The sequence below is a fragment of the Sinomicrobium kalidii genome, assembly GCF_021183825.1.
Classification (GTDB): Bacteria; Bacteroidota; Bacteroidia; order Flavobacteriales; family Flavobacteriaceae; genus Sinomicrobium; species Sinomicrobium kalidii.
The window spans coordinates 2,798,444-2,815,085 of record NZ_CP089211.1 but is presented as its reverse complement, the minus strand read 5'-3'; the positions used below and the strand labels follow the sequence as shown (position 1 = coordinate 2,815,085).

Genomic DNA, 16,642 nt, shown 5'->3' with positions numbered 1-16,642 from the left:
GTATAACCAAATAGTTTCAAAAATCCAACCTTGGGGCAACCGGTTTTTCCGGTCTCTTAGTCTTCGAATTCTTCTTTTAGTATCCGTTTTACTTCCAATATGGTTTCTTCCTCGAGGTCGGTTCGTTTTATCAGGTCTTCTACATCCTGATCCAGCACACTTCTCGCTGTGTCCAGTCCAATTTTCTTAAACTCGCCAATGATCCATTCTTCTATCTCATCGGAGAACTCGGTGAGTTCCACATCTTCTTCCACACCTTCCCGGAACACATCAATCTCATAACCGGTGAGAAATCCGGCCAGCCGGATATTGTATCCGCCTTTTCCGATCGCTTTTGAAACCTCTTCCGGTTTCAGTATTACCTCAGCCCGTTTGGTTTCCTCATCTATAGAAATGGAGGTTACCCTGGCCGGGCTCAATGCCCTGCCGATAAACAACTGCGGGTTGCTGGTAAAATTGATAACATCTATATTTTCATTTCCAAGTTCACGCACTATACCGTGTATCCTTGAACCTTTCATCCCTACACAGGCCCCTACGGGGTCGATCCTGTCGTCATAAGAGTCTACGGCCACCTTGGCTTTTTCTCCGGGAATCCGCACTACTTTCTTTATACTGATCAGCCCGTCAAACACTTCGGGGATTTCCTGTTCAAATAATTTTTCCAGGAAGTCCGGGGATGTCCTGGACATTATTATAGTAGGTTTGCTTCCTTTCAGTTCTACACTTTCTATGATCCCCCTTACATTTTCTCCTTTCCGGAAAAAGTCGGAAGGAATTTGCTTTTCCTTGGGAAGAACGATCTCATTTCCCTCATCATCCAGCAAAATAACAGCTTTATGTCGAATATGATGCACTTCTGCCGTATAAATTTCTCCTATGAGGTCTTTAAATTGTTTATAAATGGTCGTATTATCGTGTTCGTGTATCTTGGAAATAAGGTTTTGACGCAGTGCTAAAATAGCTCTTCTTCCCAGATCTACCAACTTTACTTCTTCGGAAACATCCTCTCCCACTTCGAAATCGGGTTCTATTTTTCTGGCATCAGTCAGTGAAATTTCCTGGTTGGGATCTTCTACCTCATCATCGGCAACCACCACTCTGTTTCTCCATATTTCCAGGTCGCCCTTGTCGGGATTTATGATGATATCGAAATTGTCATCCGAACCGAACTTTTTCTTCAGTGCATTCCTGAAAACTTCCTCCAAAATAGCCATCAGCGTTACACGATCTATGAGTTTATCATCCTTAAACTCCGAAAATGACTCGATCAATGCAAGATTTTCCATGTCAAAAACTTATTATTAGAATATTATCATCACTTTTGCCTCCGCTATATCCGAAAAAGGGATTTCTTTTTCCCTGGTTACCGTTCGTTTTCCTTTGCCTACGGGTTTGGGTTCCCGCTGCTTCCATTGCAGTTTGATATCTTCTTCTCCTACTTCGGTAAGATTTCCTTCCACGGTTTCGCCGGAGATGGTCTTTACTTTTAATTTTCTGCCTATATTCTTCTTGTATTGTCTTCGGTGCACCATAGGCTCGGTAGCTCCCGGAGAAGTTACTTCCAGAGAAAAGTCTGTCTCATCCCGGTCCAGTTGATGCTCCACATGCCTGCTTACCAGCACGCAGTCATTAAGCGAAACTCCTGCATCTCCGTCTATTACTACTTTTATTTTATTATCCGGAGAAACTGAAAGATCTATCAAAAAAAGGGATTTATGTTCGGCAAACACCCCGGCAAGAAGCTCTTCGACTCTTTCCTTTAACATCAATAATTTTTATAAAAAGAGGGGACTCTAATGTCCCCTCCGAAATTGTTTTCCTCTTTCTTCGCCGCAAATATACGACTTTTGTATTACAAATAATAATTGAAAGCCAAGAAATTAACATATTTGAAAAAACCGAATGCCGAAGGAGGAAGGCAACACAATCATAGCACTCCGAAAAGACTTATTTCCCAAGCCATTCCTTAAACTTTCCCACACGCTCGCGGCTTACAATGACAGAAGAATCAAAACCCGGGATCAGGGACAGGATGAGCCTGCCGTTAAAATAATTTTCTATGGAACGGATCGATCGTATGTGTGTTATTACCTTGCGGTTAACGCGAAAAAAAAGATGCGGATCGATGCGCCGTTCTACCTCTTCCAGGTTCAGCTCTGTAATATACCTCCCGCCTCCTTTATGGCGGATAAAATTCACTCCTTCTTCCGCATAAAAATAGGCTACATCTCCTACAGATACATAATGAAGTGCACTGCCCTGCTTTACCAGGAAACGCTCCCGGTAACGAGGAGACTGCAGGGCATGTTGAAGCACGGCAAGGGCATCATAGGTAAAGGGGGTAAAAATCGTACGAAGGTCATTATACTTGTCCATAGCCTGCCGCAATGCATCGGAATCTATGGGTTTGAGCAGATAATCGATACTGTTTACCTCAAAGGCGCGCAGGGCATACTGGTCAAAAGCAGTGGTGAATATCACCGGTGCGCCTACCCTGATCTTTCTGAAGATATCAAAGCACAGTCCGTCTGCCAGTTGTATATCCATAAATATAAGTCCGGGCATACCAAACTCGCGCAACCATATCACGGCAGCGTCTACGGAATCTATCACATCTGCAATCTCAATATCGTCACGAAGGCCCGACAATAGTTTGGCCAGCCGTTCTGCCGCAGGTTTTTCGTCTTCTACGATCAGTACTTTCACAAGGTTTTTTTGTTTAAATTAATAGCTGTTCTTTCTGAGAAAATATCACCTCTTTTCTGCTCTCCGGGATGATATTGACAATACCGGAAGTTCCATTTCTTAATTCCGCAACCTACTTTGCCGGGGCTACTTCCACCAGGGGCAGAAAAACAACGAATGATGTGGTGCTGACCATAACATCTACAGGCTTCCCGGTAATGATCCTGTACCTGTTCCTTATATTCTGCAATCCTATTTTGGTTGAGGCTTCTTCCTGTTTTTTACGTTGCAGGTTGTTCCTTACAAAAAGCTGACCCGCTTCGTCTACCCCTACTTTTATTTCCAGGGGGTGCCTGGTAGATATTTCGTTATGTTTAATGGCATTTTCAAATAATATCTGTAACGAAAGCGGGACAATATGATATTTTCTGTATGCATCGTCCACTGAAATTTCTACCCGGAAATTATCACCAAACCTTTCCTTAATAAGATGAATGTACGATTGCAGAAATTCCAATTCGTCTTCCAGGAGAATGAGAGGTTCGTCCTTTATTTCCAATATATAACGGTACACTTCCGACAGCTTTTTGACAAATGCCTCCGCCCGGCCAACATCTTCGGGGATAAGGTGGGCAAGAGTGTTGAGGCTGTTAAACAGAAAGTGCGGGTTTACCTGGTTCTTCAACCCTTCCAGTTGCGACTGCATATTGTCTTTGGCCAGTTGCGTCTTCTCGATCCGGGATCGCTGCAACAGGCTGTAGAACCGGATGGCCTCGTAAACCGTGGTGATCAGGAAGATCATGAGCAATGCTATCATGGGCTCCTTGAACGTATGTGGTTTCTGCACATTGGTAAGGTTGCTGATAAACGGGCTCAACGTATGTTTTAGCATCCATTTGACGGCCACATAGACCACCAGGACCAGGATCACCTGGATCACGACACGCCGGGTGGTCTGCTCCTGTTCCGGCCAGCGTTTCATGCACTGCAGCATGAGAAACCGGAAAACCACCCAGAATATGGTAGTGTATATCAATGCACTGGGATAGTAATACACCAGCGAACCTATCCCTTTTTCCGCCAGGGCATCGCCAAAGATCAGTCCTACAATGATGAAACTCACCAGCGGAATCCCCACAATGAGCATCCACCGGTCGTCGAACCCCATAATGGATTTAGCCTTCCTGAACATCATTACATTTATATGGCACATTCCCCGAAAATCCGGGCAACACAAAGTTAGCAAGTTTTCCCGGACACCACCCGGGCATTACGGGTTTTCCCGAAACACCACGCAATCATCCGGAAAACGTTCACAGTTTACGTTCAATGCGGCCATTACCCGTATGACCCCATCAACATCCGGAAACTCCCCTTCCACCCGGAGTATCCTGTCCCGGTCTTCAAGGTCAAAATTAATGCGGTATTCCGGGAAACGGGCACACAATGCTTCCATGCATTCCTCCGCCCGGACGGTACTTTTTACATCGGTTCTGAAGATCTCTACGATAACTACGGTTTGTTTCATTTGTTTTTCATTGTTTTTGATCGATGTCGAACCCCTCGGCTGTGCTCAGGAACCCGACCGAATGTTGAACACAGAATGCTGAAGTACTGTAAAGTTGGAGAAACTATCTGATTTACGAATACTTAAAACTTCATCATTGGATATTCGTTATTCATTATTTATTAAAACTACAAACTAACCATATGCCTGTTTTTTATCATATCTATCCCAGCCCTGCTAAAACTGAATACGATACAGGATATCAGGGAAAAAGCCCCGCTGATAAAGCGTATTTACTGTTTCTGATGACTCGTTGTACCGCTGCAGGAACACATTGTCCCTTGCGGTAATGTTCTGAAAGTCCAGGTAGAATTGTTGTGACAATTTCCCCCTCCTGCTGTTCCACTGAAACCCTACCTTTATATCCAGTCGCAAATAAGGGGAAAACCTTTCGGAATACGCTATTTCGTCAAACCGTACTTCGGCTCCGGAATCAATACTGCTTTGAATATCTATCGGCGTATAGTACCTTCCCCCGGCCGTAGTGAATTTCATGTCAATGTTAAAAGCATTCTGTTTATCTTTCCCGACCACAAACTCTCTTCCTGCAAGAAAATTGAGAATGTAACGGTTATTAAAGGCCGTGTTCCTTCTTATACCGTCGCTTCCCTTATAGCTGGAATCATACCACGAAGCGGTAAGCAGGCCATAATATCCGCGGGAAAAAAACTTTTCGACGGTCAGCTCCACCCCGTAATTCCTCCCCGAACCTTCATTGACCAGGAAACCGTTATCGGGGAAGCCGAAATCATCACCTACATTCAACAGGGAAAAACTGCTGGAGAAAGGGTCTACGGGTACATTGCGAAGGTCTTGGTAATAGGTTTCGGCTTTCAGGCGCCAATCGGCTGCCAGCTGCAGGTCATAGCCCAGCACATAGTGCAGGCTTTGCAAAAACTCCGCCTCCATGTTGGACTGCACACGCTCACCGTCTTCATCCATTGATTCCAGGAGGTAAATAGGAAGGGGCAACATCTGGTGGTGTACACCAAAACCTGCCGAAAGCGATTGATTGGGACGAAAACGCCATTTCAGGGACAATCTCGGTTCCACGACAAAATCTTCGTTCTGATTAAGGTATTGCGCATGTATCCCCGTGTTCAGCTCCCATCGGTCATTGAATTTATACCTGGACTGGACATAGGCCTGATACAGTGACATATTACCGTCAAAATCACGTAATGTCCGTTGCTGGCTGTCTTCCGTGTCCCACGCATAGGTATCCAGGGTGTATAGTTCTGCTACAACACCCCCGCGGACGGAATGCCTGGCACTAAGTTTACTGTTGAGGTAGGTGGAAAACGTATATCTCGTATTGTTGTCGTCCACCTCTTCGGAAAGTGTGCGTGCTCCGTCATCCTCCACACGGTCGATACTGACCCGGGTTTGGGTTCCGGATGCCGCAAGGCTGGTTTTTATATAGGTATTGTCATTAAAAGCGTAATGATGATTGAGCCCTATGACACCAAGACGCGAGTCTACATCGGCATCTTCGTTCTGACTGGCGAAAAAATCCTCTTCTTCCACCTCATCCGCATTGAAAAAGATATCACTTGTTCCGCCTATCCCGAACAGGGTAAACCGTCCCAGCTTGCCATAGCCCGTATCTGCCTTGAACGAAAGATCATTGTAATTGGGACTGGCCGTTGTTCCCACTTCAAATCCCATATTCTGCGCCAGCTCCACAAAACTCTGCCGGAAGGAAACGATAAACGACCCTCCGTTCTCTTTAAACAAGGGGCCTTCAATCATACCTTCCAGTCCGCTAAAGACCGCCAACTGTGCCGTAGCTTCCAGCCGGTCGCGGTTACCATTGCGAAAACGGATATCAAAAACCCCGGCATTGGCATTGCCGTATTCTGCCGGAAAGGCACTTGTTAAAAAATCAGAATTGGATAAAAGATTGGTGTTAAGTGCACTTACAGGGCCCCCGGTTGTCCCGAGGGTGGAAAAGTGATTCGGATTCGGAATAGGCACGCCTTCCAGCCGCCACAACACGCCCATAGGGGAATTTCCCCGGATCACCAGATCGTTCCTGGAGTCGTTATTTATATTTACCCCGGCATAATTAGCGGCCATACGGGATGCATCGTTGGCCGCTCCCGAAAACCTGGTGACTTCTTCCAGTGAAAAGGAGCGGGCACTCACTGCGGCCATCTCGTTACGCGGCCTTCCTTTTTGTTCCCCCGATGTTACCACGACCTCGTCCATGGCTACCACAGACTCTTCCAGGACGGCATTTACGACTAATTCCTTTCCTGCGGTGACCCTTACATTGGGGATGGTGGCAGACGTGTATCCCAGGTAGCTTACACGAATATCATGCCGGCCGAGGGGTACACCTTCTATCCGGTAATAGCCGTCCATATCGGTAACCACTCCCGTTACGGGACCGGTGGTAAGGATTTCCACCGTCGCTCCCATAAGCGGTGTTTCAGATTGCCGGTCGGTGATCCTTCCCTTTACGGTCTGTGTCACGGACTGGCCATGAGCAAAAGCGTATGTAATCAGTATAAAAAGTACGGAGAAACTGGTTGCTTTCATGGTTTTTCTTTGCAATTTGGCCTTGCTATCACCAACTTACAAGCTGATTCCCATGAACTGTAGTTATACAAACATGAACCGGAGTATTAAGCCATGAAACGGATCGAACCGGGGTGTTATTCTATTTCCTCCACTTCCGCTTTTCGATCTTTTTGCAGGTCGGCCCTTCGAAAGTCTTCATCATCCGGAGACCGGACCACAAAACCGGAGGCCCTGTCGATCTCTACATACAGGCTGTCGGCTACAAAGTCCAGCACATGTCCGCCCGATCTTTTTTCTTCCGAAAGATAGTGGAAATGGAAGCCCGGAATATTCACTTTACCCATAAAGGCCGGAAGATAAAACCCTACGCCCGTTCCGCGGGTATGCTCCAGCCCGAACCCGTACTGATGTTCTTTCAGGTGTTCTGCCAGCGGCGGATAAGGCTTTCCTGCCGGGGCAGGAGCCCTGGCCAGCACCTTCGGAAAAGTACCGGAAATACGGATGGCATACATTTCGTTTTCATTCAGGAATGATTGTAACCGGACCTTGAACTTCTCATAGCCCATTTCTTTCTGTACCAGGGTAAAAGTGGTATCCGCCTGAAAGTGTTTTACAAAGGCTATCGGTATCTTAGCTGTATCAGATACTTTATGTACACTTCCGTCATAACGTATTTTATAAACTTCGCCTTTATCCATGTACAGTTCGCCGTCAAGGCGGTTAAACCCACCTACACCGAGGGTTCCCTTTTCGCGGAGTGCTCCTACAGACAGGTTCCCGTCATATACCCCGGACAACAGGGCGTCAATAACGGAATACTGATACAGGTAATCTTGATACGCCGCGTCATGCTGAAGTGCAGTGCCTTCCGTAGGTTTTGTCTTTTCAGCTGTTGTACAACTTCCGTATAACCCTGCAATACACAGAACTAATATTGTCCTCAAGTACGGTGAATACATAGTGTTTACCTTTATTGTTCCGAAATCTGTTTTACCACATCATGCAGGTTCATCACACTCCAGTGTTCCGCATATTTGCCATTTTCCAGGCGAACCATATCCATAATGTTCATTGCCACCGTCTTTCCCGAACCCTGTACTCCAAGAAAAACCCCGGTATGTTTTCCCTTAATGGTCTTTCGCGTACTCACCATATCTCCTTCGGCAACCTGGCCGTGGATCTCCACGGTAATATCCGAAAGTCCCTTCCATAGCACATCGGTAAGGAAACGGGACATCCCTTCGGATCCCGGTGGAAATCCCGGGCGCACCGTTCTGTTGACAAAGTCCGGTTGAAATATTTCATCCATTATATTAAGCCCCCCTTCTATAACCTCCTTGTTAAACCGAAGGACTACAGCCCTGTTTTATTCTGTTATCATCCTTTAATTTTTACATAACCAGGGTAATAAATTCAAGACTTTCTTCTACGGGCTTGTCCAGAACCTCTTCAAACAAGGTAAAGAGTTCCCTGGTATAGGGTTGTTCGAAATGACTGTCCAGGGCTTCCCGGTTTTCCCAGCGTTCATAGAGTACAAAAGTGTTCGGTCTGTCTTTAACGGAATGGATATGAAAAGCAACACAACCGGGTTCGGGACGACTGTTCTGCGCCGAATACCTGAATTGTTCCATAAACCGTTCCTGCATTCCTTCCTTAACGGTAAATACCACAATGAGGTCTGTTGCCTCATCCGGTGTTTGAGGTGAGCGTTCGTAGTTTACCGGCGATATGGGTGCCAGATCATTCAGGAACATGATTTCCATGGGATCGGTCAACGCTTTTTCAGTAAGTTCAAGGACCGCCTTGGTGTAAGGCTTTTCGAAATGGGCATCGAGGGCCTGTTGGTTTTTCCAGCGTTCAAACAGGAAATAGGTATCCTGATTATCCTTGGCGCGATACAGGTACATCGAAAGATTGCCTTCTTCCTTCCCCGCTTCTTCCACATCCTTCCGGAGCAGGCGTTCCAGTTCCTCCCGGTATTCGGGTTTGGTATGAAATGTCACGAGCATAGCGAATTCATCACGGAAAATATCCATTGCAGTGTTTGATGCGATTTTTGTTGTTTTCGAATTTGTCATTTTTTTAGTTTTAGTTAAAATACAGGTATGATTTTCAGATAGATTTATCCCGTTTAGGGGTAAAAACATTACATCCCGACATATTTATTACTGACTTCCCATAACGGTCTCCGGGCTGTGACATCATACGCCCGGGAGTTTGCTTTCGCCTCTTCCTTCCGGTCGAAATATTTTCCGGTTACTCCCTGAACCTCCGGAGCGGTAGCCAGGTAAATTTCTGCTTCTGCTCCGGTTTCGGCTTTTAACTGTTCAGCCATACACCCGGATAATATTTCCGGAAATATCACTTTCTATACTTTTCACATAAGCATCTACAACCCCGTTCATGGCAACCGGTCTTAATCCGGGAAAAACAGGGCCGGAATCCTTCACGGAATCTTCAATAATTCCCGGGCTTACCACATTTACCCGCAGCCCTCTTTGCAATTCCACAGCTGCCGATAACACAAAACTGTGCAGCGCACCATTGATAAGTCCTCCTCCCGTAGCTCCCTTCGCAGGCCTGTCGGCAAAAATGCCGGAAGTAAGGATAAAACAGCCGTTTTCATTCAGGTAATGCTGGCCAATGAGCACAATATTGACCTGTCCCAGTAATTTTCCTTTCATATTGATGAGCAGGTCCATTTCCGTCAGGGTTCCAAAATCGTCCATACTACCCGAAGTTGCGGTGCATATACAAGCATCTACCGGCCCCGCCTCTTCGAATAACTGTTTAACGGATTTCTTGGAAGTGATGTCTACACGCAGGTCACCACTGCTCCTTCCCGCAGTGATGATCTCATGTTTTTCCGACAGGGCCCCGGTTATCCCGGTACCTATGGTGCCCGAGGCTCCTATAATCAGTATTTTCATTAAAGCGCTTGGTGTTTTAAAATAGTTCCTGTTTTATTATTTGAAGACGTCTTTTAATTCATTTTCCCGTTTATGGCGGCGGGAAGACCCGCATATTTTTTATGGCGAGCACGATTCTCCCGATATTTGTTCAGGTCAGAACAAAGTCGCGTCCTGCTCTTATACAAAATTTCTGTTGTGCAAAAGCACGAAGGCAAAAATTATAAGTACTCCTATACCTTGTAGATGAATCTGAAACAATCAAAAAATTTAACGCTGGCTTTTGATCAGAGCCCTGCCATCATCCCGCCGTCTACCAGCAGGGAAGTTCCGGTAATATAGGGACAGTCGTCCGAAGCCAGGAACAGGGCAGCTTCTGCCATTTCTTCGGCCGTAGCTATACGATTCAGCCCGTCCACAAGTGCCTTAGCCTGTGCTACCTTTTCCTGTGACGCCCCGGTAGACCTCCTGAACATGGGGGTATCGGTAATCCCGGGAGAAATCAATCACATTGACCCGGATACCTTCCTGTCCGTAATCCATAGCAGCAGTCTGAGCCAGCCCCATGAGTGCCCGTTTACTGGAAGCATAGGCAGCAGCCCCCGGCCGGGTGGAAACAGTGTGCATCGATGCTGTAAGCACGATATTCCCTTTTCCGTTTTTGAGCATATGCGGTATCTGGTATTTCATGGCCAGGAAAACGCCCCGCACATTGGTCTGGTGTATCCATTCCCAGTCTTCCAGGGAGATCTCGTGCAATTTGCCGAACATCACCTCACCGGCATTATTGAATGCCACATCGAGTTTTCCGTACTTTTCAGCCATACCGTTTACAAAGGCTTCCACTTCTTCGGGTATGGTTACATCTGCCCTGACATACGTAGCTTCTCCTCCCTGCTCACGGATAGCGGCCTCCACTTCCACCCCGAGATTTTCCCGCCTTCCGCAAAATCCTACCTTGGCTCCCTCACGGGCAAAGGCAAAGGCAGCGGCTTTTCCTATTCCCGAAGTGGCCCCGGTAATAATAACCACCTTATCGCGAAAACGTGCGCGCCCGGTAGCCATAGTGCCTTGTTGTCCAGAAACGGCCCCTGCCATCCCGGCCGGGATTCCGGCCGCGACAGTGGCAGTGAAGCTCTTTTCTATAAAATTCCTCCTGTCCATTAATATTAATTGTTTACCAGCTTCATGGCGCCTTCGGTATAGCGTTCGCCCAGTACTTTTACGGTATCTGAAAGTTCCGTTACCGTTTTCAGCTCTTCATCAGAAAAGGTCAGGTCTACCGCTGCGGCATTTTCCTCCAGGTACTTCACTTTTTTGGTTCCGGGGATGGGGATAATATCCTCGCCCTGGTGTAACAGCCAGGCTATGGCCAGTTGTGCCGGGGTACAATCTTTCTGCTTTGCAAGCTCCTCCAGTTTATCTACCAGTTTTTTGTTGTGTATAAAACTTTCCTCCTGGAAACGGGGCAGGTTTTTCCTGTAATCGTCCTCGCCTTTGGGCGCTTCCTTCAACGCTCCCGTGAGCATTCCTCTTCCGAGCGGGCTGTAGGGGATAAGAGTGATCCCGAGTTCCCGGCACGCAGGGATAATCTCTTTCTCCAGGTCACGTGTAAAAAGGGAATACTCGCTTTGCAACGTAGCTATGGGGTGTTCGGCAACCGCTTTTTTCAGGGAGGCAGGAGAGGCCTCGGAAAGCCCCAGATAACGCACTTTGCCTTCCTTTACCAGTTCTCCCATGGCCCCTACGGTCTCTTCTATGGGCACATTGGGGTCTACACGGTGGCTGTAATACAGGTCTATCGTATCTACTCCGAGACGTTTTAAACTGGCTTCACAGGCCTGTTTGACATATTCCGGACTTCCGTCGAAGTACGTCCCCGGTGTTCCGCTGAATCCCGGGCTATTCTCTTTTTGCCGGAACCCGAACTTTGTAGCGATAAAGATTTTCTCCCTGTTAGGCACAAGCACATTGGAGAGCAATGATTCATTATGACCGAAACCATACATATCTGCCGTGTCCCAGAAATTCACACCCAGTTCCAGAGCGTGTTCCAGGGTGGCAACAGATTGCTCGTCATCTCTCGGGCCATAGGCAAAACTCATTCCCATGCACCCCAATCCGATTGCAGATAATTTTTCTCCTGTTTTTCCTAATGTCCTGTAATTCATGTTTTGTCGATTTAGATTTGTTATATCAAAGATATTCCGGAAAAGGGGAATTCCGGTTGAAATATTCAAACCAAAAACTATAAAATTCAAACAAATACGGGACAGTCTCCAAAAACATACTTTTAAATCTTGAAACCTAAATAATCTCTGGTTATCAAAAACATACCACAAATAACACCTTCACGGGTCCGATAACATTATTTTGTTTTCCCAACAAAACCTTATGTACGGGAAAGAATATTTCCTCTTTTTTTACACCCTGCTTTCCGGCTTTACATTATAATATTTACCTTAGCACAAACACTAACCATATGGAAAAAAAACGTTGCGGCTGGTGTGTGGGCGACCCGCTTTATGAAAAATACCACGATGAGGAGTGGGGAGTCCCCGTACATGACGATGCCACATTGTTTGAATTTTTGATCCTGGAAACCTTCCAGGCCGGGCTCAGCTGGATAACCGTCCTCCGAAAACGGGAGAATTTCAGGGCGGCATTCGACAATTTTAACTATCAAAAAATTTCCGGTTACGGAGAGGACAAAATTCAGGAACTCCTGAAAAACGAAGGTATCATCCGAAACCGGTTAAAGGTGCGGGCAACCGTAAGCAATGCACAGGCTTTCCTGAAAGTCCGGGAGGAATTCGGCAGTTTCAGCGAATATATCTGGGGATTTGTGAACGGAAAACCCATCCAGAACCACCTTTCCGACTACCGGAAAGCCCCTGCCAACACTCCCTTATCTGACAAGATCAGTAAGGACATGAAAAAGCGGGGTTTCAAGTTTGTGGGCACCACGGTGATCTACGCCCATATGCAGGCTACAGGAATGGTGAATGACCACGATGTGAACTGTTTCCGGTATAAAGAGGTACAAATTTAGGTCGGGCAACCCGAAAATACTCCGTATTTAAAGTAAAGTAAGGTCAGCGGGTATTCGGTATGGGATTTACCGTTTACCGAATATCCAAACCATACTCCGGGGGGAACTGGGTTTAAAGATGCCCCGGTTTTTCTTTTGTTAGCACCCTTATGAAATCTTCCCTCGGGATTTCCCTGGCCCCGAGGCTGGCAAGGTGTGACGTATATACCTGGCAGTCCACAAGCTGATATTGTTCCTGTTTCAGTTTTTCTACCAGAGTGATAAAACCGGCCTTGGAAGCATTGCTCACACGGGTAAACATACTTTCTCCGCAAAAGACATGCCCGAGGTCTATTCCGTACAGTCCTCCTGCAAGCATCTCGTCCTGCCAGACTTCAACTGAGGTAGCATAACCCAGTTCGTGTAATTTGCAGTAAGCCTCTATCATATCTGCCGTGATCCAGGTCCCTTCCTGCCCTTTTCTTCCCGTTTCCGCACATGCCTCTATTACCGCCCGGAAATCCCGGTTGAACGTAATGGTAAAAACATTCCGTTCCAGTACTTTTCGCATGCTTTTAGCTATTTTTAATTCTTCCGGGAAAAGGACCATTCTGGGGTCGGGGCTCCACCACAAAATGGGGTCTTCCTTTTCGAACCAGGGAAAAATACCACTCTGATAGGCCAGTAACAATCGCTCCGGGGAAAGGTCACCGCCCACAGCAATAATTCCTACATCGGATGTCATGGAAACCGGAGGAAAGACTATATTTTCGTCAAGGAAAAACATGAAAAATGTATCTAAAACATATTTATTCGTTAAAAAAATAAATTCCCTTTTGTTTTTACAAATTTTTTATTCATATTTGTCTTGTCTTTGTGAGCATTTATTTTTCATCATTGCTTTTTGAGTTTGTCACAAAGGCAAAACCTAAAACCACAACATTAAGTCCCGATTCAACCGTCGGGACTTTTTCTTTTCTTTCATTTACAACAGCAAAAGCCCGGTTATCAATATTATGGTTCCTACCAGCATCAGCAACAGGGTATAGGGCAGGATATCCTTAGCCCGCAACCTTGTAATTCCGAGAAGCGGTAGGGCCCAGAAAGGTTGTAACATATTGGTGATCTGATCGCCATAAGCCAATGCCATTACCGCTTTGGGCAGCGGTACGCCGAGTTTGAGAGCGGAATCGAGTACAACGGGGCCCTGAACCGCCCACTGTCCGCCACCGCTCGGCACAAAGATATTGACCAGTCCGCCACTGAAAAAAGTAAAGACAGGTAAGGTGGTGGCATTGGCCACGGCTACGAAAAAACCGGAAATATCCTCCACCATCCCACTTTGCCCCATGATTCCCATAATACCGAAATACAGCGGGAACTGTATCAATATGCCGGACACTCCCTTCACGGCTTCTTCAAGAGCTTCCAGGAAATTCCGGAAGTTGTGGTGTAGCAATATGGCCAGTCCGAACATAAAAAGATTGAGCATATTCGGGGTGATATTGAAACCTGTCAGATCAGATCCGTACCGGATAAAAAAAGCAACCAGTATCATCCCGGAAAAAACAAGGGCCAGTATCCGGGAACGATCCATACGTTCGGCACCGGATACTTTTTTCTCTCCCACACTCCGGGGCTGAAAAATTTTTAAGTTAATCTCCGTAGGCTTTACCTTTTTACCTACCGCATATAATACTATCGGAACCACGATCAGTAACAGCGCAAAAAGCAACAGGTTCCACCAACTGAAAATGGTATGTTGCGTGGAAATGAACTCCGGCAAGGAGGAAATACCCGCTTCTGCCTGTGGCACATTCTTCATTAAATCGGCAATATGTCCTTTTTCAGCAACCTTCAGGGGTGCAGAACCGCTCATCCCTCCATGCCATACCATGAGCCCGGTATATCCGGCTGCCCCCACCAACGGATAATTCAACGGAATTTTTTCTTTCACTGCCTTTTCCCCGACCTTTCTGGCCAGTACGGCACCGAAAATAAGGGCGAGCCCCCAGTTAAAAAAGGCGGCCAGCATAGTAGTGACACTTACAAGAACAGCAGCAGAGGCCGTGTTCGTGGCATACCTTGTAAGCATCGTGATCTGTTTACTTACCGGCGGACTCAACACCAGCACATGCCCCAGTACCAGAATGAGCATCATCTGGTAGGCAAATACGAGCAGGCCGCTGTCCCAGACCCCCTTTTCCCAGTAAGACAGAATAGTGACAAGGCGCCCTTCCTGTTCCATCCCCGAGAAAAAATAGGCCAGCACAACGGTCAGCAGGGTAAGCAATACGGCAATGGTGAACTGCGAGGGAAGAAATTTTTTAAAAATACGCTCTACAACACGTGCCGGGTTCATGTATAATTTTTTCTGAATTTAAGCAGTTAGGGGCAAAAAAGCAAAACAGGGCTTACTTTTACCCTGTACAGATGCTCTTTTTACATTATTCAATGCAAAAAAATACGTTCCGGACATATTAACTGACATCCGGAACGTATTGCGGTTATTTTATATGAATACACCTCGGTTCTGCAGGATATTCCTATCAGAACGGCAGGTCGTCGTGTTCTTCTTCATTAAAATCGTTCGCAGGCTCAAAGGCATCTGTAGGGGGCACGGGAGGCACACCCTGAGAAGGCTGTTCGGCCTGAATGTTTTCTATGCGCCAGCCCTGTATCGAATTGAAATACTTGGTCTCTCCCTGGGGACTTACCCATTCACGGCCCCGGAGATTGATCCCTATCTTTACCTGCTGCCCCACCTGAAAATTATTGAGCAGATCACATTTGTCCTGTATGAATTCTACCAGGATATGCTGGGGGTACTGTTCTTCCGTAGTTACAACCATTTCCCGCTTCCTGAACCCGTTGCTTCCATAGGTCTTGGTTTCATCGATCAGCTTGATTTTTCCTTGAACTTCCATAATTAACTCTCTTTTATCGTTATTTCATCTGTATTTAGTGTATTAAGGCAGCCTATTACAACTTTTTTACTTCGTTATCCCGGCTTTCATACCTTTTGGCCAGCAATACTTTCCAGGCGGCGTTTACATCATTTTCCCTCAGGTAATCCCGCGCCCTTTCATGTACTTTATCATCATCGTCCGAACTCAGAATCCCCTTAATTCCCACGGAATCCTGTACAAAGTTCTTTATCTCGTCTTCCGAAGGCAGTTTTTCCACGTTGCCAAGCATCCCGAGGTCATTTCCGGTAAGCACCCTGCTCCTCCGGATATCTTCCGGGATCTGATCTACACCGATACCCAGGCTGGCCACAGGTTTCGGTATTTCAAAAAAACCGTCCCTGGCCCTGGAGTAAAAACTTCCGCCGGCTCTGGCCACAAGGTCTATTTTGTATTGATCTATATTGCCCTGGTCATCCAGTACACGTTCATCAATATGCATCTTCAGGACTTCACATATGATAAGGTTTCCGGCACCTCCCTCTCTTCCGAGTTCTACAACCTCCTTTATCTTACATTCAAACTGCACGGGCGACTCGGCCACCCTGTACGGTCTCACCATATCTGAAGGCAGCATGGTAAGCCCGGCCTTTGTAAATTCGTTCACTCCTTCGGGATATTCCGTACTGGACAGTGAGGCTTGTTGTACGATATCGTAATTTACTACATTGACCACTACTTCTTCTGTAGCTTTGGCGTTTTCCAGGGTGTGTTTGCTCGTATTGTCTCTCACCCGCCTGTTAGGAGAGAAGATCAGGACAGGGGGATTGGAGCTGAACACATTGAAAAAACTGAAAGGGGACAGGTTGGGCCGCCCTTCCGAATCTACCGTACTGGCGAAAGCGATAGGCCTCGGAGCCACCGCACCCAGTAACAATCCGTGAAATTTTGCAGTGGAAACGTCTTTGGGTTTTACAGAATACATAGTTCGTTTTATAGAAACAAAAATAAATAA

Annotated in this window: 18 protein-coding genes and 1 pseudogene; 1 reads left to right on the top strand and 18 read right to left on the bottom strand. The window is 46.5% G+C overall.

The window, feature by feature from the left end:
* Positions 1-56: 56 nt before the first annotated feature.
* The 14 genes and pseudogenes from nusA to LS482_RS11230 form a co-directional block, all read right to left on the bottom strand.
* On the bottom strand, positions 57-1,289 hold the full coding sequence (gene nusA / locus LS482_RS11290) for a transcription termination factor NusA (protein ID WP_233027639.1): 1,233 nt from the start codon (positions 1,287-1,289) through the stop codon (positions 57-59).
* A 15-nt stretch (positions 1,290-1,304) separates the two neighbouring features.
* Positions 1,305-1,769: a ribosome assembly cofactor RimP gene (gene rimP / locus LS482_RS11285; protein WP_233027638.1), complete on the bottom strand. Its 465-nt coding sequence runs from the start codon at positions 1,767-1,769 to the stop codon at positions 1,305-1,307.
* 181 nt (positions 1,770-1,950) lie between these two features.
* A complete protein-coding gene (locus tag LS482_RS11280) occupies positions 1,951-2,709 on the bottom strand; it encodes a LytR/AlgR family response regulator transcription factor (RefSeq protein WP_233027637.1) in 759 nt (252 codons plus the stop codon).
* A 112-nt stretch (positions 2,710-2,821) separates the two neighbouring features.
* The gene (locus tag LS482_RS11275; RefSeq protein ID WP_233027636.1) at positions 2,822-3,883 is read right to left on the bottom strand and encodes a sensor histidine kinase; all 1,062 of its coding nucleotides are present in this window, start codon (positions 3,881-3,883) and stop codon (positions 2,822-2,824) included.
* A 75-nt stretch (positions 3,884-3,958) separates the two neighbouring features.
* Complete coding sequence (locus LS482_RS11270; RefSeq protein WP_233027635.1) at positions 3,959-4,216, bottom strand: hypothetical protein; 258 nt, start codon at positions 4,214-4,216, stop codon at positions 3,959-3,961.
* Between the two features lie 216 nt (positions 4,217-4,432).
* Entirely contained in the window at positions 4,433-6,799 is a 2,367-nt protein-coding gene (locus tag LS482_RS11265) for a TonB-dependent receptor (protein ID WP_233027634.1), read from the bottom strand.
* A 116-nt stretch (positions 6,800-6,915) separates the two neighbouring features.
* Positions 6,916-7,740, bottom strand: coding sequence for an acetolactate decarboxylase (gene budA / locus LS482_RS11260; RefSeq protein ID WP_233027633.1), 825 nt, complete (start codon positions 7,738-7,740; stop codon positions 6,916-6,918).
* Positions 7,741-7,751: 11 nt separating this feature from the next.
* Positions 7,752-8,126 (bottom strand): annotated as a pseudogene (locus tag LS482_RS11255) (ester cyclase); the annotation flags it as partial.
* A 46-nt stretch (positions 8,127-8,172) separates the two neighbouring features.
* Positions 8,173-8,859 (bottom strand): putative quinol monooxygenase, encoded by a 687-nt coding sequence (locus LS482_RS11250; RefSeq protein WP_233027631.1) that lies wholly within the window; start codon positions 8,857-8,859, stop codon positions 8,173-8,175.
* A 68-nt stretch (positions 8,860-8,927) separates the two neighbouring features.
* Complete coding sequence (locus LS482_RS11245; protein ID WP_233027630.1) at positions 8,928-9,116, bottom strand: hypothetical protein; 189 nt, start codon at positions 9,114-9,116, stop codon at positions 8,928-8,930.
* Positions 9,109-9,711, bottom strand: coding sequence for a short chain dehydrogenase (locus LS482_RS11240; RefSeq protein WP_233027629.1), 603 nt, complete (start codon positions 9,709-9,711; stop codon positions 9,109-9,111). Before LS482_RS11240 ends, LS482_RS11245 begins: the two co-directional genes overlap by 8 nt.
* A gap of 266 nt (positions 9,712-9,977) precedes the next feature.
* The gene (locus tag LS482_RS21660; protein ID WP_254714326.1) at positions 9,978-10,166 is read right to left on the bottom strand and encodes an SDR family oxidoreductase; all 189 of its coding nucleotides are present in this window, start codon (positions 10,164-10,166) and stop codon (positions 9,978-9,980) included.
* On the bottom strand, positions 10,117-10,854 hold the full coding sequence (locus LS482_RS11235) for an SDR family NAD(P)-dependent oxidoreductase (protein WP_254714325.1): 738 nt from the start codon (positions 10,852-10,854) through the stop codon (positions 10,117-10,119). The genes LS482_RS21660 and LS482_RS11235 overlap by 50 nt, the downstream gene beginning before the upstream one ends.
* Before the next feature lie 5 nt (positions 10,855-10,859).
* The gene (locus LS482_RS11230) at positions 10,860-11,861 is read right to left on the bottom strand and encodes an aldo/keto reductase (protein ID WP_233027628.1); all 1,002 of its coding nucleotides are present in this window, start codon (positions 11,859-11,861) and stop codon (positions 10,860-10,862) included.
* Positions 11,862-12,172: 311 nt separating this feature from the next.
* Here LS482_RS11230 and LS482_RS11225 point away from each other — a divergent pair, with 311 nt between their 5' ends.
* A complete protein-coding gene (locus LS482_RS11225) occupies positions 12,173-12,742 on the top strand; it encodes a DNA-3-methyladenine glycosylase I (RefSeq protein WP_233027627.1) in 570 nt (189 codons plus the stop codon).
* Positions 12,743-12,854: 112 nt separating this feature from the next.
* Here the strand turns inward: LS482_RS11225 and aat are convergent, their stop codons facing one another.
* The 4 genes from aat to LS482_RS11205 form a co-directional block, all read right to left on the bottom strand.
* Positions 12,855-13,508, bottom strand: coding sequence for a leucyl/phenylalanyl-tRNA--protein transferase (gene aat, locus LS482_RS11220; protein ID WP_233027626.1), 654 nt, complete (start codon positions 13,506-13,508; stop codon positions 12,855-12,857).
* Between the two features lie 198 nt (positions 13,509-13,706).
* A complete protein-coding gene (locus LS482_RS11215) occupies positions 13,707-15,083 on the bottom strand; it encodes a short-chain fatty acid transporter (RefSeq protein ID WP_233027625.1) in 1,377 nt (458 codons plus the stop codon).
* 187 nt (positions 15,084-15,270) lie between these two features.
* Positions 15,271-15,648 carry a DUF3127 domain-containing protein gene (locus LS482_RS11210; RefSeq protein WP_233027624.1) on the bottom strand — a complete coding sequence of 126 codons (378 nt, stop codon included), beginning with the start codon at positions 15,646-15,648 and terminating at the stop codon, positions 15,271-15,273.
* 55 nt (positions 15,649-15,703) lie between these two features.
* Positions 15,704-16,612, bottom strand: coding sequence for a flavin reductase family protein (locus LS482_RS11205; protein ID WP_233027623.1), 909 nt, complete (start codon positions 16,610-16,612; stop codon positions 15,704-15,706).
* Between the last annotated feature and the right edge of the window lie 30 nt (positions 16,613-16,642).

Coding starts and splice junctions, on each gene's coding strand:
- nusA (WP_233027639.1), bottom strand. CDS start 1,289: ATGGAAAATCTTGCATTGATCGAGTCATTTTCGGAGTTTAAGGATGAT.
- rimP (WP_233027638.1), bottom strand. CDS start 1,769: ATGTTAAAGGAAAGAGTCGAAGAGCTTCTTGCCGGGGTGTTTGCCGAA.
- LS482_RS11275 (WP_233027636.1), bottom strand. CDS start 3,883: ATGATGTTCAGGAAGGCTAAATCCATTATGGGGTTCGACGACCGGTGG.
- LS482_RS11270 (WP_233027635.1), bottom strand. CDS start 4,216: ATGAAACAAACCGTAGTTATCGTAGAGATCTTCAGAACCGATGTAAAA.
- LS482_RS11265 (WP_233027634.1), bottom strand. CDS start 6,799: ATGAAAGCAACCAGTTTCTCCGTACTTTTTATACTGATTACATACGCT.
- budA (WP_233027633.1), bottom strand. CDS start 7,740: ATGTATTCACCGTACTTGAGGACAATATTAGTTCTGTGTATTGCAGGG.
- LS482_RS11250 (WP_233027631.1), bottom strand. CDS start 8,859: ATGACAAATTCGAAAACAACAAAAATCGCATCAAACACTGCAATGGAT.
- LS482_RS11245 (WP_233027630.1), bottom strand. CDS start 9,116: ATGGCTGAACAGTTAAAAGCCGAAACCGGAGCAGAAGCAGAAATTTAC.
- LS482_RS11240 (WP_233027629.1), bottom strand. CDS start 9,711: ATGAAAATACTGATTATAGGAGCCTCGGGCACCATAGGTACCGGGATA.
- LS482_RS21660 (WP_254714326.1), bottom strand. CDS start 10,166: ATGTTCAGGAGGTCTACCGGGGCGTCACAGGAAAAGGTAGCACAGGCT.
- LS482_RS11235 (WP_254714325.1), bottom strand. CDS start 10,854: ATGGACAGGAGGAATTTTATAGAAAAGAGCTTCACTGCCACTGTCGCG.
- LS482_RS11230 (WP_233027628.1), bottom strand. CDS start 11,861: ATGAATTACAGGACATTAGGAAAAACAGGAGAAAAATTATCTGCAATC.
- LS482_RS11225 (WP_233027627.1), top strand. CDS start 12,173: ATGGAAAAAAAACGTTGCGGCTGGTGTGTGGGCGACCCGCTTTATGAA.
- aat (WP_233027626.1), bottom strand. CDS start 13,508: ATGTTTTTCCTTGACGAAAATATAGTCTTTCCTCCGGTTTCCATGACA.
- LS482_RS11215 (WP_233027625.1), bottom strand. CDS start 15,083: ATGAACCCGGCACGTGTTGTAGAGCGTATTTTTAAAAAATTTCTTCCC.
- LS482_RS11210 (WP_233027624.1), bottom strand. CDS start 15,648: ATGGAAGTTCAAGGAAAAATCAAGCTGATCGATGAAACCAAGACCTAT.
- LS482_RS11205 (WP_233027623.1), bottom strand. CDS start 16,612: ATGTATTCTGTAAAACCCAAAGACGTTTCCACTGCAAAATTTCACGGA.